Here is a 13,422-nt window from a genome sequence, read left to right on the forward strand (position 1 = left end):
ATGGAGATTCTCATCGAACGCGCGGATGGCGTGCTCTGCATCGTGCTGAATCGCCCCGAGAAGAAGAACGCGATCACGGCTGCGATGTATCAGGAGATGGCCGACGGTCTTTACGAAGCCGAGAAAGATCCTTCCGTGCGCGCCGTGCTGATTCGCGGCAACGGCGGCGCTTTTAGCGCGGGCAACGACCTCGAAGACTTTCTCAACGATCCGCCCAAAGACCAGGACGCGCCCGTGTTTCAATTCCTGCGCCGCCTGAGCGCGATGCCGAAGCCGGTGGTTGCGGCGGTATCGGGTGTGGCGGTAGGTATCGGCACGACGATGCTTCTGCATTGCGATCTCGTCTACGCGGCCGAGGGCGCGAAGTTCTCGCTGCCCTTCGTGCAGCTCGGCTTGTGTCCGGAAGCGGCATCGAGTCTATTGTTGCCGCGTATCGCCGGATACCAGCGTGCGGCGGAAAAGCTGCTGCTCGGCGAAGCATTCGATGTCAAGGAAGCCACCGAAATGGGCTTTGTCAACGGCGTGCTCGCTGCCACCGAACTCGATGCCTACGCTCTTGGCAAGGCGAGGAAGCTGGCCGCGTTGCCGGCGTCGTCGCTGCGCACGACCAAGTCCTTGCTGAAGGGCGCACAGGCGGCGGAAGTCACCGCGCGCATGGGCGAGGAAGCGGGGCACTTTGCGCGCATGCTCGCCGCGCCGGAAGCGCGTGAAGCGTTTCAGGCGTTCTTCGAGAAACGCAAACCGAACTTCAGCGCGTTCGAATAAAGCCTGCGCAAAACGCCTGAAGCGCGCTCAGTCCGCGTCGTACTCGACGAAGCTGTTTTCGCGCGCGAAGCTGACGAGCCTCAGGCTCGCTTTCTTCGCGATGGCGATGGCAAGCGAAGTCGGCGCGGAGATAGTCGCGATCATCGGAACGCCAACGCGCGCCGACTTGCGCACGAGTTCGTAGCTTGCGCGGCTCGACAGAAACACGAAGCCTTGCGTCGTGTCCACACGCTGCAGCACGAGATGGCCGATGAGTTTGTCGAGCGCGTTATGGCGGCCGACATCCTCGAACGCGTGCAGCACCGCGCCTGTTTCGTCGCACCATGCAGCGGCGTGCAGGCCGCCGGTGAGCTTCGTCAGCCGCTGATGCGCGGGCAGATCGCGCGCGGCGCGTTCGATGGCATCGGGCGCGAGCTTCGCGAGAAAGCCAGTATCCGGCACGGCTTCGGGCTGCAAATCCAGCAAGTCGATACTCTCGATCCCGCACACGCCGCAACCCGTGCGGCCCGCCAATGCGCGCCGCTTGTCCTTCAGCGAAACGAACGCCTGCTGCACGACTTGCAAGTGCACTTCGGCATGAGGCAGCGCGTCTGCTTCATCACGGTAATAGACTTCTATGTCGTGAATGTCGCTGCCCCGCTCGACAATACCTTCCGTCAGCGAGAAGCCCACCGCGAAGGCTTCGAGATCGCGCGGCGTGCACATCATGACCGCGTGCGAAATGCCGTTGTAGACGAGCGCAACGGGCCATTCCTGGCCCACGTTATCCGTGACGATCGCGCTCTCGCCCTTGCGATGCCTGCGCACGTTGCGTTCGACATAGCCGGGTTGATCGTCGGTATCGAGTCGACTCACTTGCTGCTCCTTCTTTACCGCATGGCCGCCGCGTTCAAGTAAAGTGTGGGTATGACGCTTGCTGCCATGTCATGCTGTCCGCGTTTTCTAAAGCGCGCGTCAGCGGTTCATTTGCAACGGTTCCAGCCAGATTCAGAGCCCTACAATAACTTAAGCGGGCGATGCGCGCCGCGCGCGCCCCTCAATCCAACGAGGCTAACGTCATGGGACTTTACGACGCCGCTCGTCTCTTCGGCTTCGAGGTTGAATCCTCGGACAACTTGCGTTTCATTCCGCTTGCCGTGCGCTTCAATCTGGATCGCTTTGGCATGCGTATCGCGCTCGAGGAATGGCAACAGCTTCCGTATGAAGATCGCGCGTTGCTTGCACGCTTTCCCGTGGAAGACGATGCGGAACTCGAAAAGAACTTCGATCTCGCGCTCGAAGAGATGCTGAAAACACATGCCAATGCCACGCCGGAACAAATCGAGCGCGACACCGATCCCGTCTGGGCACATGCCGATGCCGTGCCTGAATCCGTGATTCGTCAAAGCAGTCTAGCTGGTGTGAGCGCGCCGAGCTTGTCGCGCTGGGGCAAGCTCGATCGCTTCCAGCGTTACGCGCTAGCCAAGCTCTCGCGCAACGCAGACAAACTCAATCACGACTTCTTGCCGGCCATGCGCGAATTCGGCCTGACCGAATAAACGTCTGCGAGAAGGTCAATCGAGCGCGGGCAACACGCGCGGGCGACGATCGCGATCCGTGGCGACATAGGTCAGTGTCGCCTCCGTCACCTTGACCACTTCTTCCGCGAGACTCATGCGCTGCGCATAGACCTCGACGGATATCGTCACCGACGTGTTGCCCGTCTTGACGATGTCCGCGTAGAAGCTCAGCAGATCGCCGACGAATACCGGATGCTTGAACAGAAACGAGTTCACGGCGACGGTCGCCACGCGTCCGTTCGCACGCCGGCTCGCGGGAATGGAACCCGCGATATCCACCTGCGCCATGATCCAGCCGCCGAAGACATCGCCGTGCACGTTGGCGTCGGCGGGCTGCGGAACGACACGCAGGGCGACCGGCTTTTGGGGAAGACTGGATTCTTGGGGCATGGAAAGGGTCCGGTGTTGCGTCGCAGCGGCCGTGAGCGGGGCCTTGAACCTTCTGCGACAATGCATATGTATAGATGACTCGCGAGCAGCAAGCCAGCGAGTCTCGCGAATTGTACCGGGATAGCACGCGTAGATCGCGCTCCCGCAAGAACCCCCAAGCGTCTGAAACGCCGCCCCCGCGCAACGTGCCCGAAGGCGCCCGAAAAATACGACTCATGCGCCGCATCCCCACGAGAGAGACGGACGCGCCTGCCAAGGGCTCGCGCCGCGACTGGCAGACGATCCGCTCGCTGTTGCCTTACCTCGCCACGTACAAGATGCGCGTGGCGTTCGCGCTTGCGTGTCTCATCGGTGCGAAGGTGACGAACCTTGGCGTGCCTATCGTGATGAAGCATATCGTCGATAGCCTCTCGTCCGTGCAGCATCTCACCGCGCTTGGCCGCGCGCAGGACGCGCCGGGGCTCGTGCTGATTAGCGGAATCGGGTTGCTGGTCATCGCTTATGCGCTCGTGCGGCTGTCGACTTCGATCTTCACCGAACTGCGCGAACTGCTCTTTGCGAAGGTCACGGAGAGCGCGGTGCGCCAGCTTGCGCTCAAGGTGTTTCGGCATCTGCACGCGCTGTCGCTGCGCTTTCATCTGGAGCGGCAAACGGGCGGCATGTCGCGCGATATCGAACGCGGCACGCGCGGCATTCAGCAACTCGTGTCGTATTCGCTCTACAGCATTCTGCCGACGCTCGTCGAAGTGGGGCTCGTGCTCACCTTCTTCGCGACGAAGTACGAAGCGTATTACGCCATCGTCACGTTCATCGCGTTAGTGACGTATATCGTGTTCACCGTGAAGGTGACGGAATGGCGAACGCATTTTCGCCGCACGATGAACGATCTCGATTCGAAGGCGAACGCCCGCGCGATAGATTCCCTGCTCAACTACGAAACGGTGAAGTACTTCGGCAACGAAGAGTGGGAAGCGCGCCGCTACGACGAGAACCTGCAGCGCTATAGAACGGCGGCGATCCAGTCGCAGCGTTCCTTGTCGATGCTCAACTTCGGGCAGCAGACGATCATCGGCACGGGGCTCGTGTTCATTCTCTGGCGCGCGACACAAGGCGTCATGGCCGGACGGCTCACGCTCGGCGACCTCGTGCTCATCAACACCTTCATGTTGCAGTTGTATATTCCGCTGAACTTTCTCGGCGTGGTGTACAGGGAATTGAAGCAGGCTTTGACCGATACCGACCGCATGTTCACGCTGCTCGGCGCGGGCCGCGAAGTCCCGGACGCGCCCGATGCGCGGCCGCTTGCGGTGAAGGGCGCGGCGGTGCGCTTCGAGAACGTGAACTTTGCCTACGAGGCGGCGCGGCCCATCCTGCATGGCATCGACTTCGCCATTCCCGCTGGCACGACGACGGCGGTGGTGGGTCATAGCGGCTCCGGTAAATCGACGCTGGGACGGCTGCTGTTTCGCTTCTACGATCTCGACCGCGCGGCGGGCGGCCGCATTCTGATCGATGGTCAGGACATTCGCGACGTGACGCAGGATTCGTTGCGCGCGGCAATTGGAATCGTGCCGCAAGACACCGTGCTTTTCAACGACTCGATCTACTACAACATTGCTTACGGAAAGCCCACTGCATCGCGCGACGAAGTGATCGCGGCGGCGCGCGCGGCGCATATCCATGACTTCATCGAAACGCTGCCCGCGGGTTACGACACGCCGGTCGGCGAACGCGGCCTCAAGTTGTCGGGCGGCGAGAAGCAGCGCGTGGCCATCGCGCGCACGCTTTTGAAAAATCCGCCGATCCTCATCTTCGACGAAGCCACTTCCGCGCTTGATTCGAAGTCCGAGCGCGCGATCCAGCATGAACTCGATAACATCGCTCGCGAGCGGACCACGCTCATCATCGCGCACCGGCTTTCGACGGTGGTGCATGCGCAGCAGATCATCGTGATGGATCACGGGCGCATCGTGGAGCGCGGCACGCACGCGGAACTGCTGCGTGCGGGTGGTCTCTTCGCGCAGATGTGGGCGCTTCAGCAGCAGCGCGGCAGCGATGATGTCGCCGCGATGGGGCAGCGGGATACGGCGGGGGTTTGATCGCCGTCGCCTCGGAATGCGCGCTACTCCATCGCATGCGCGCCGTTCATCGCCATGCCTTCGGCCCCGAGCGCCGCCGTCGATGACCAGCGCAGCCACTGCGCGCGCAGCACGAACAGCGCACCGAACGCGCACGTAGCGATCACGCCGAAAGTCGCGAAGCCCATCTGATAGCTGCCGGTGCTTTCCTTCGCAATGCCCATCACCACCGGCAGATAGAATCCGCCGATACCGCCCGCCGCGCCTACGATCCCCGACAGCAAGCCCGTCTTGCCCTTCCAGCGATGCGGCACGAGCTGAAACGTCGAGCCGTTGCCAAGCCCGAACGCGATATACAGGCAGATCAGCAATGCCAGACCGCCGGCGACAGGCGGCATCCAGATGGCGAAGGCAAAGTCGCCCACGGCGATCACGGCAAGCAGCACGAGCAGCGCACGCACACCGGTCACGCGATCCGCGACATAGCCGCCAAAGGGCCGCACGATCGCGCCGAGGAACGCGAGCAGCGACATGAAAAGCCCGGCTTCGAGCTTGGGCATCTGATAGAGCGAAGTAAGCAGTAGCGTCACATACGACGACATGCCGACGAAGCCGCCGAACGTGATGCTGTAGATGAGCATGATGACCCACGTATCGCGCTCGCGCAGCACGGTGCGATACCGGCCCGGCAACACCGCGATGGCGATGATCGCGCCTATCACCGGCAGCAGCAACACGCCTGTGCGTCCTGCACCGAAGACGCCGCCGCTCACCGCCAGCACCAGCACGATGAGGCTCACGAGCGTCACCGCGAAACTCGACAGCGCGCGCCATGTGCTGCCGCTTTTCTCGCCGAGATCCGATGCCCACGCGTACAGCGCGATGGCGGTCAGCGCGAGCAACGGCAGCGCTGCGGCGGTGGCGAGCTGCCAGCCGAAGGCATCGGCGAGATGCGGGAACAGAAAGCCGTCGAGCACCGCGCCGATGTTGCCCGCAGCCGCGAGACCCAGCACCAGCCCCTGGACCTTCGGCGGATAGTTGCTGCCGGCCATCGGCAACGCGACGGCGAAGCTCGCGCCGCCCATGCCGAGGAACACGCCGAGCACGAGCAAGAGCGCATACGACGGCGCGCCGGGCAACAGCGGCAGCACGATCGACGGAATCGACGAGAGCACCACGCCCATCAGCGCGACGCGACGGCCATCGGTCGATTGATAGAGGTTGCCGAGCGTCACGCGCAGAATCGCCGCCGCGAGCACCGGCACTGCGACGAGAAAGCCCTGCTGCGCCGCTGTCATCGCGATGTCCCGGCCGATGAACGGCGCGAGCGGTCCATACAGCACCCAGACGGTGAAGCCCGTATCGAAGTACAGGAAACAGGCGAGCAGCGAGCGCCAGTTGCCGCTCTTGAGCGATGCGATCAGATTGGACATTGCGAATTCCAGATGTAGGCGTGTGGCGAAGTGCTTCTGCCTGGTTGACCGATCACAGGCAGCGCAGAGGCGAGCAATCGGCTTGAGCGAGATCAGGAAAATTTGCAAGCACCATGCCAAAGAAATGTGTGCGCAATCGGCTGGCTGCGCGACGCCCTTATCGGCGAGGCTTGAGGGCATGTGCCGCTTACACTTGCGAGCCGCTTGCCCGCCTTATGTCCACGCGACGAGGCGCGCGCTGCGGCACCGCGTTCGTGCGCGAGCCGCATGGGTATGGTGCGTCGCGCTTGCGTGAGGTTCATGGGGCGTGCAGGGCGCATCCCTATAAAATGCTTTCTTCGCCGCATAGCGCGCGCAAGGCGCTCATCCACGATGGAACTCAAATGGCTCGAAGACTTCGTCTCGCTCGCGGAGACGCGCAGCTTTAGCCGCTCGGCAGAACTTCGGCATATCACGCAGCCCGCGTTTTCGCGGCGCATCCAGGCGCTCGAAGCGTGGCTCGGCACCGAGCTCATCGACCGGTCGGTGTATCCGACGCGTCTGACGCAAGCCGGTCAGGTCTTCTACGAGCAAGCGCTCGCCATGCTTTCGCAGTTTCACGAAGCCCGCATGCTGCTGCGCGGTCAAGGCGGCGTGCCCGCGGCGACCATCGAGTTCGCGGTGCCGCACACGTTGTCGCTGACTTATTTCCCGCGCTGGCTCGAACACGTCGAAGCGCGGCTCGGGCGCATCCGCACACGCTTGCGCGCGCTCAACGTGCACGACGCGGTGCTGTCGCTCGTCGAAGGCGGCTGCGATCTCGTGATGGGCTATCACCATCCGAGTCATCCCGTCGCGCTCGATCCCGCGCGCTACGACATGCTCACGCTCGGTAGCGAACCGATCAGTCCATTCTCCGCGCCCAACAAGGGCGGACGCGCGCGCTACACGCTGCCCGCAAGCGCGGATGCGCCCGCGCCGTATCTGTCCTACACGCAGAACGCGTATCTCGGCCGCATGACGGAGGTGATCATCGCGACGGCGCCCACGCGCCTCTATCTCGACAAGGTCTACGAGACCGACATGGCCGAAGGCCTCAAGGCAATGGCGCTTGCCGGTCACGGTGTCGCGTTCCTGCCGCACAGCGCGGTCGAAGACGCGGTGGAAGAAGGCAAGCTGATCCGGCTCGACAGGGGAACACGCGGCACGAGCGCCGGTCAGTTCACGCTGACGATGGAGATCCGCCTCTACCGCGACAAACTGGCCGCTCAAGGGGAGGAACCGCGTCAGGCGTTGATCCGCGCGCTATGGGATGCAGTAGGCGAAGAAGTGCTCGATGCATCGGCGCAAAAGCCCGGTGGATAAGCGTTTGCTACGTTATGCAAGAAACGCATGATCGAATGAGCAAACGGCATTGGCATTGCGCACGCTGTTTTTCGACAATGGGCGCATTCCTTCACCGCTGGAGCATCAATTGTCCTCTTCGAAGCACTCGCTGCAAGCGCCGGACGCCAAACACGCGATCCCGTCGTACCTCCATGCCGACGATCTCGGCCCCTGGGGCAACTACTTGCAGCAGGTCGATCGCGTCGCACCGTATCTCGGTTCTCTCTCCCGTTGGCTTGAAACCCTCAAGCGCCCGAAGCGCATTCTCATAGTCGATTGCCCGATCGAACTCGACAACGGCACCGTCGCGCATTTCGAAGGCTATCGCGTGCAGCACAACACGTCGCGCGGTCCCGGCAAGGGCGGCGTGCGTTATCACCAGGACGTGACGCTTTCCGAAGTGATGGCTTTGTCCGCGTGGATGTCGGTAAAGAACGCGGCAGTGAACGTGCCGTACGGCGGCGCGAAAGGCGGTATTCGCGTCGATCCGCGCTTGCTCTCGCGTGGCGAGCTCGAACGCCTGACGCGCCGGTACACGAGCGAGATCGGCATCATCATCGGGCCGAACACGGACATTCCCGCGCCGGACGTGAACACGAACGAGCAGATCATGGCTTGGATGATGGACACGTACTCCATGAACCAGGGGCAAACGGCTACGGGCGTCGTGACCGGCAAGCCGATCGCGCTTGGCGGCTCGCTCGGCCGCAAGGAAGCGACAGGGCGCGGCGTGTTCGTCGTCGGCTCGGAAGCGGCGCGTCGCATGGGGCTCGAGATCGAAGGCGCGCGTATCGCGGTGCAGGGTTTCGGCAACGTCGGCGGAATCGCGGCGCGGCTGTTCCAGGAAGCGGGCGCGCGGGTCATCGCCGTGCAGGATCACACGGGCACGCTGTACAACTCGAAGGGTATCGACACGCTCGCGCTCGCCGAGCACGTCGCGCAGAACGGCGGCGTAGGCGGCTTTGCTGGCGCCGATCCGGTATCGCCGGACGAGTTCTGGACCATCGAGACCGACATCCTCATTCCAGCCGCGCTGGAAGGCCAGATCACCGAGAAGAACGCACCGAAGATCAGAACGAAGATCGTCGTGGAAGGCGCGAACGGCCCGACCACGACGGCCGCCGACGACATCCTCCACGACAAGGGCGTGCTCGTAATCCCCGACGTGGTGGCGAATGCGGGCGGTGTGACGGTGTCGTATTTCGAATGGGTGCAGGACTTCTCCAGCTTCTTCTGGACCGAGGACGAGATCAACCAGCGGCTCGAACGTGTCATGCGTGAAGCGTTTGCGGCGGTTTGGCAAGTGGCGAGCGAGCATAAGGTTTCGGTGCGCACGGCGGCCTTCATCGTGGCCTGTACGCGCATTCTCATGGCGCGTGAAATGCGCGGCCTGTATCCCTGATCGCATGGCCACGCGCTCGTGTCGGATGTGGCATGAGGCAAGCGGCTCGCATGACGCGTGCCGCATGAACGATCGATGAAATTTGCGGGCGACGTTCCTTCGGGACGTCGCCCGCATTTGCATGAGGATTGCTATAACATCGCGGTTTTCTGTCGCGACGCGGCTCGACTGAAGTAAGTGCTCAAGCGCCAATGCCGGTGACCTTTCCGCCGACATCCCGAAAATAAGACAGAGTGGGTTAACAATCATTCTTTCAGAATAATTACCCTGCTAAACTTGCCCCGATTTTTGCCACAGGAGATCGAACACATGAAGATTAAAAAAGCTGCGCTGCTCATCGCCGCGCTCGGATTCATCGCGGCTAGCGCTCACGCGCAAGACGCCGGGACGCTCAAGAAAATCAAGGACACGGGTGTGATCTCGCTGGGGCATCGCGAGTCGTCCATTCCTTTCTCGTACTACGACGACAAGCAGAACGTCGTCGGCTATTCGCATGAGTTCGCGCTGCAGGTCGTGGAAGCGGTCAAGCAGAAGCTCAACATGCCGAATCTGAAGGTGAAGCTCACGCCGGTCACGTCGCAAAACCGTATTCCGCTCGTGCAGAACGGCACGGTGGACCTCGAGTGCGGCTCGACCACGAACAACGCGGAACGTCAGCAGCAAGTGGCCTTCTCGAACACGATTTTCGTGATCGGCACGCGCCTCATGACCAAGAAGGATTCCGGCGTGAAGGACTGGGCGGACCTGAAGGGCAAGACGGTCGTGACGACCGCCGGCACGACTTCCGAGCGCCTGCTTCGCAAGATGAATCAGGACAAGAGCATGGGCATGAACATCATCAGCGCGAAGGATCACGGCGAGTCGTTTCTCACGCTGTCGACCGGCCGCGCCGTCGCGTTCATGATGGACGATGCGTTGCTCGCGGGCGAACGCGCCAAGTCCAACACGCCGAACGATTTCGTGATCGTCGGCGCGCCGCAATCGCATGAAGCGTACGGCTGCATGATGCGCAAGAACGACCCCGAGTTCAAGAAGGTCGTGGACGACGCCATCGCCAAGGTGGAAACCTCGGGCGACGCCGACAAGATCTACAAGAAGTGGTTCGAAAGCCCGATTCCGCCGAAGGGCCTCAACCTCAACTTCCCGGAAAGCGACGACATTAAGGCTCTCTTCAAGAGCCCGAATGACAAAGTAATCGACTAACCGGTTCGACTATCGAGCGAACGAGACGGAAGGAGCTTGCTTCTTCCGTTTCTTTTTGGAGTGAGGTCCATGTCTTACCACTGGAACTGGGGCATTCTGCTGAGTCCGGTTTCGACCGGCGAGCCCACCACGTATCTCGGCTGGCTGATTTCCGGCTTCTGGGTGACGATTACCGTGTCGCTCGCGGCTTGGGTGATCGCGCTTGTGGTCGGCTCGTTGTTCGGCATCTTGCGCACGGTCCCGAATCGCTTCCTGGCGGCCATCGGCACTGTCTATGTCGCGATCTTCCGTAATATTCCATTGATCGTGCAGTTCTTCGTCTGGTATCTGGTGATACCCGAGTTGCTGCCGCCTTCCATCGGCAACTGGTTCAAGCAACTGCCGCCATCGGCGCAGTTCTTTTCCTCGTCGATCATTTGTCTCGGACTCTTCACCGGCGCGCGCGTGTGCGAACAGGTGCGCTCGGGCATCAGCGCGCTGCCGCCTGGTCAACGCAACGCGGGTCTCGCGATGGGTTTCACGCAATGGCAGACGTATCGCTATGTGTTGATGCCGGTCGCTTATCGCATCATCGTGCCGCCGCTCACGTCGGAATTCCTCAACGTGTTCAAGAATTCGGCGGTCGCGTCGACCATCGGTCTGCTCGACCTTTCGGCGCAGGCGCGGCAACTCGTCGACTACACGGCGCAGACGTATGAGTCGTTCATCGCGGTGACGCTCGCCTACATGCTCATCAACCTCGTCGTGATGAACCTGATGCGCTGGGTAGAAGCGAAGACCCGGTTGCCTGGCTACATCGGAGGCAAGTAATGCATCAATTCAACTGGAGCGGCATTGTGGGCGCGTGGCCCACGCTGTGGACGGGCGCCATCATCACGCTGCAGATCACGGTGCTCGCCATCGTGATCGGCATTGTCTGGGGCACGGTGCTCGCGCTGTTTCGTCTGTCGGGTGTGAAACCCTTGCAGTGGTTCGCGAGCGCTTACGTCACGGTGTTCCGCTCGATTCCGCTCGTGATGGTGTTGCTGTGGTTTTTCCTGATCGTGCCGCAGTTGCTGCAGAATGTGCTCGGCTTATCCGCCGATATCGACATTCGCCTCGCTTCCGCGATGGTCGCGTTCTCGCTCTTCGAAGCTGCGTACTATTCGGAGATCATTCGCGCGGGCATTCAGGCGGTGGCGCGCGGTCAGGTGAACGCGGCGTTCGCACTCGGCATGACCTACGGCCAGGCGATGAAACTCGTCGTGCTGCCGCAGGCTTTCCGCGCAATGGTGCCGCTGTTGCTCACGCAGGCGATCGTCCTGTTCCAGGATACGTCGCTCGTCTACGTGATCAGTCTCGCGGACTTCTTCCGCACGGCGACGAACATCGGCGACCGCGACGGCACGACCGTCGAGATGGTGCTGTTCGCCGGCGCGTGCTATTTCGTGGTTTGCGTGTTGGCATCGGCACTCGTAAAAAGTCTTCAGAAAAAGGTCGCAAGATGATCTCTATCAAGAATGTTTCCAAGTGGTATGGGCAGTTCCAGGTGCTGACGGACTGCACGACCGAAGTGAAGAAAGGCGAGGTCGTCGTGGTGTGCGGCCCGTCGGGTTCGGGGAAGTCGACGCTCATCAAGACCGTGAACGGGCTCGAACCGTTTCAGAAGGGCGAGATCACCATCAACGGTCAATCGCTCACGGACAAGAAGACCAATCTCTCGAAGCTGCGTTCGAAGGTCGGCATGGTGTTCCAGCATTTCGAGCTGTTTCCGCATCTGTCGATCGTGCAGAACCTGACGCTCGCGCAGATCAAGGTGCTGGGCCGTTCGAGCGACGAAGCGACGACGAAGGGTCTCAAACTGCTCGATCGCGTGGGCCTGCGCGCGCACGCGGACAAGTTTCCGGGCCAGTTGTCGGGCGGTCAGCAGCAACGCGTGGCGATTGCCCGCGCGCTGTCGATGGACCCGATTGCCATGCTCTTCGACGAACCGACCTCCGCGCTCGATCCCGAGATGATCAACGAAGTGCTCGACGTGATGGTCGAACTCGCGCAGGAAGGCATGACCATGATGTGCGTGACGCACGAAATGGGCTTCGCGAAGAAGGTCGCGCATCGCGTGATCTTCATGGACAAGGGATTGATCGTCGAGGACGACCAGAAGGAAGCGTTCTTTGCGAATCCGAAGTCGGATCGCGCGAAGGACTTTCTGGCGAAAATCCTGCACTGACGCGTTTTAGCGGCGTCATGCAAAACGGCCTTCCGTGAGGAAGGCCGTTTTTATTCAGCGTTCGATTCGTTTTATTCGATCCCGAGTTCGGTTTCCACCGACGCCGTCGACTGAATTTCCTCGATCTTCAGCGCCGATCCCACGCACGCTTTGGCAAGCGGCTCGGCGGCCTTCTTCGCGACTTCATCCGGCACCGGAATGTTCACCGTGCGCGAGAGCGCGCCTTTCTGGAACATGGCGAGATCGCCGGGCGCAAAACGCGTCCAGACTTCGTTATCGGTGAGCGGCGAGGTGGCGATGACCGCCACGCGATCTTCCGGCGTCGTGTACTTGGCGAAATCGATCGACATGTCCGCGTCGATCAGATGCGCGGTCGAAAACGGCCAACTGCGAACCAGATAGTATAAATGCGTCGAGCAGTGCGAGAAGAGCGCCTGGCCGTTGGACATCAGGAAATTGAACACGCCGTGCTTCGTGATCTCGCCTGTGAGCGAGGCGAGCGCGTCGAACAATTCTTCCAGCGGCGGCTGCGAGCGCGGAAACGCCTTGCGCAAACCTTCCAGCAGCGTGCAAAAGGCAAGCTCGCTGTCTGTGTTGCCGACGGGTTGATACAGGCCGTTCAGTTCGGGCGCGTAGTCTTTGAGATCGCCGTTGTGCGCGAAGATCCAGTGCCGTCCCCACAACTCACGCAGGAACGGATGGCAGTTTTCCAGCAGGATATGCCCTTGCGTCGCCTTGCGAATATGCGCGATGGTGTTCTTCGATTTGATCGGATAGCGCTTCACCATCTCCGCGAGCGGCGACTTGGCGGACGATTCATGGTCGATGAAAAGCCGGCACGCCTTGTCCTCGAAGAATGCGATACCCCAGCCGTCCGCGTGGTGATCCGTGACCCCGCCACGCGCGGCGAACCCGGTGAACGAGAACGTCACATCGGTCGGTTCGGCGCAGTTCATTCCGAGAAGTTGGCACATGTTGCTGAAAGCGAGAGCCGGTAAGGGCATTGAGCCCGTTGTTA

The 13,422-nt window shown here is 61.5% G+C and carries 13 protein-coding genes; 9 read left to right on the top strand and 4 right to left on the bottom strand.

Annotated elements, in window-relative coordinates; genetic code table 11:
* A complete protein-coding gene (locus NCR40_RS01415; protein ID WP_244826971.1) occupies positions 1–765 on the top strand; it encodes an enoyl-CoA hydratase in 765 nt (254 codons plus the stop codon).
* Between the two features lie 27 nt (positions 766–792).
* Here the strand turns inward: NCR40_RS01415 and fdhD are convergent, their stop codons facing one another.
* Entirely contained in the window at positions 793–1,620 is an 828-nt protein-coding gene (gene fdhD, locus NCR40_RS01420) for a formate dehydrogenase accessory sulfurtransferase FdhD (RefSeq protein WP_250491770.1), read from the bottom strand.
* A gap of 203 nt (positions 1,621–1,823) precedes the next feature.
* Here fdhD and NCR40_RS01425 point away from each other — a divergent pair, with 203 nt between their 5' ends.
* Positions 1,824–2,303 (top strand): nitrate reductase associated protein, encoded by a 480-nt coding sequence (locus NCR40_RS01425; protein WP_244826973.1) that lies wholly within the window; start codon positions 1,824–1,826, stop codon positions 2,301–2,303.
* Between the two features lie 15 nt (positions 2,304–2,318).
* On the opposite strand, the gene NCR40_RS01430 is transcribed toward NCR40_RS01425, so the two are convergent.
* Complete coding sequence (locus NCR40_RS01430) at positions 2,319–2,714, bottom strand: acyl-CoA thioesterase (RefSeq protein ID WP_244826974.1); 396 nt, start codon at positions 2,712–2,714, stop codon at positions 2,319–2,321.
* A 215-nt stretch (positions 2,715–2,929) separates the two neighbouring features.
* Here NCR40_RS01430 and NCR40_RS01435 point away from each other — a divergent pair, with 215 nt between their 5' ends.
* Positions 2,930–4,813, top strand: a complete 1,884-nt coding sequence (locus NCR40_RS01435) for an ABCB family ABC transporter ATP-binding protein/permease (protein WP_250508551.1) — start codon at positions 2,930–2,932, stop codon at positions 4,811–4,813.
* Positions 4,814–4,836: 23 nt separating this feature from the next.
* Here NCR40_RS01435 and NCR40_RS01440 read toward each other — a convergent pair whose 3' ends face one another.
* Positions 4,837–6,225 carry an MFS transporter gene (locus NCR40_RS01440; RefSeq protein WP_250462980.1) on the bottom strand — a complete coding sequence of 463 codons (1,389 nt, stop codon included), beginning with the start codon at positions 6,223–6,225 and terminating at the stop codon, positions 4,837–4,839.
* A gap of 372 nt (positions 6,226–6,597) precedes the next feature.
* Between NCR40_RS01440 and NCR40_RS01445 the strand changes: the two genes are divergently transcribed.
* The 6 genes from NCR40_RS01445 (at position 6,598) to NCR40_RS01470 (ending at position 12,404) form a co-directional block, all read left to right on the top strand.
* Complete coding sequence (locus NCR40_RS01445) at positions 6,598–7,569, top strand: LysR family transcriptional regulator (protein ID WP_244826978.1); 972 nt, start codon at positions 6,598–6,600, stop codon at positions 7,567–7,569.
* A gap of 109 nt (positions 7,570–7,678) precedes the next feature.
* The gene (locus tag NCR40_RS01450) at positions 7,679–8,992 is read left to right on the top strand and encodes a Glu/Leu/Phe/Val family dehydrogenase (protein WP_250508552.1); all 1,314 of its coding nucleotides are present in this window, start codon (positions 7,679–7,681) and stop codon (positions 8,990–8,992) included.
* Positions 8,993–9,301: 309 nt separating this feature from the next.
* Complete coding sequence (locus NCR40_RS01455; protein WP_244826980.1) at positions 9,302–10,195, top strand: glutamate/aspartate ABC transporter substrate-binding protein; 894 nt, start codon at positions 9,302–9,304, stop codon at positions 10,193–10,195.
* 69 nt (positions 10,196–10,264) lie between these two features.
* Entirely contained in the window at positions 10,265–11,005 is a 741-nt protein-coding gene (locus tag NCR40_RS01460; RefSeq protein ID WP_250462988.1) for an amino acid ABC transporter permease, read from the top strand.
* A complete protein-coding gene (gltK, locus tag NCR40_RS01465; protein WP_244826982.1) occupies positions 11,005–11,682 on the top strand; it encodes a glutamate/aspartate ABC transporter permease GltK in 678 nt (225 codons plus the stop codon). Before NCR40_RS01460 ends, gltK begins: the two co-directional genes overlap by 1 nt.
* Positions 11,679–12,404, top strand: a complete 726-nt coding sequence (locus NCR40_RS01470) for an amino acid ABC transporter ATP-binding protein (protein WP_250462991.1) — start codon at positions 11,679–11,681, stop codon at positions 12,402–12,404. Before gltK ends, NCR40_RS01470 begins: the two co-directional genes overlap by 4 nt.
* Positions 12,405–12,475: 71 nt before the next feature.
* Here NCR40_RS01470 and NCR40_RS01475 read toward each other — a convergent pair whose 3' ends face one another.
* Entirely contained in the window at positions 12,476–13,378 is a 903-nt protein-coding gene (locus NCR40_RS01475; protein WP_250462994.1) for a class II glutamine amidotransferase, read from the bottom strand.
* Positions 13,379–13,422: the final 44 nt, after the last annotated feature.

The organism is Caballeronia sp. GACF4 (assembly GCF_023631025.1).
GTDB lineage: Bacteria > Pseudomonadota > Gammaproteobacteria > Burkholderiales > Burkholderiaceae > Caballeronia.

Coding starts and splice junctions, on each gene's coding strand:
- NCR40_RS01460 (WP_250462988.1), top strand. CDS start 10,265: ATGTCTTACCACTGGAACTGGGGCATTCTGCTGAGTCCGGTTTCGACC.
- NCR40_RS01475 (WP_250462994.1), bottom strand. CDS start 13,378: ATGTGCCAACTTCTCGGAATGAACTGCGCCGAACCGACCGATGTGACG.
- NCR40_RS01430 (WP_244826974.1), bottom strand. CDS start 2,714: ATGCCCCAAGAATCCAGTCTTCCCCAAAAGCCGGTCGCCCTGCGTGTC.
- NCR40_RS01435 (WP_250508551.1), top strand. CDS start 2,930: ATGCGCCGCATCCCCACGAGAGAGACGGACGCGCCTGCCAAGGGCTCG.
- NCR40_RS01455 (WP_244826980.1), top strand. CDS start 9,302: ATGAAGATTAAAAAAGCTGCGCTGCTCATCGCCGCGCTCGGATTCATC.
- NCR40_RS01415 (WP_244826971.1), top strand. CDS start 1: ATGGAGATTCTCATCGAACGCGCGGATGGCGTGCTCTGCATCGTGCTG.
- NCR40_RS01470 (WP_250462991.1), top strand. CDS start 11,679: ATGATCTCTATCAAGAATGTTTCCAAGTGGTATGGGCAGTTCCAGGTG.
- NCR40_RS01440 (WP_250462980.1), bottom strand. CDS start 6,225: ATGTCCAATCTGATCGCATCGCTCAAGAGCGGCAACTGGCGCTCGCTG.
- NCR40_RS01425 (WP_244826973.1), top strand. CDS start 1,824: ATGGGACTTTACGACGCCGCTCGTCTCTTCGGCTTCGAGGTTGAATCC.
- gltK (WP_244826982.1), top strand. CDS start 11,005: ATGCATCAATTCAACTGGAGCGGCATTGTGGGCGCGTGGCCCACGCTG.
- NCR40_RS01445 (WP_244826978.1), top strand. CDS start 6,598: ATGGAACTCAAATGGCTCGAAGACTTCGTCTCGCTCGCGGAGACGCGC.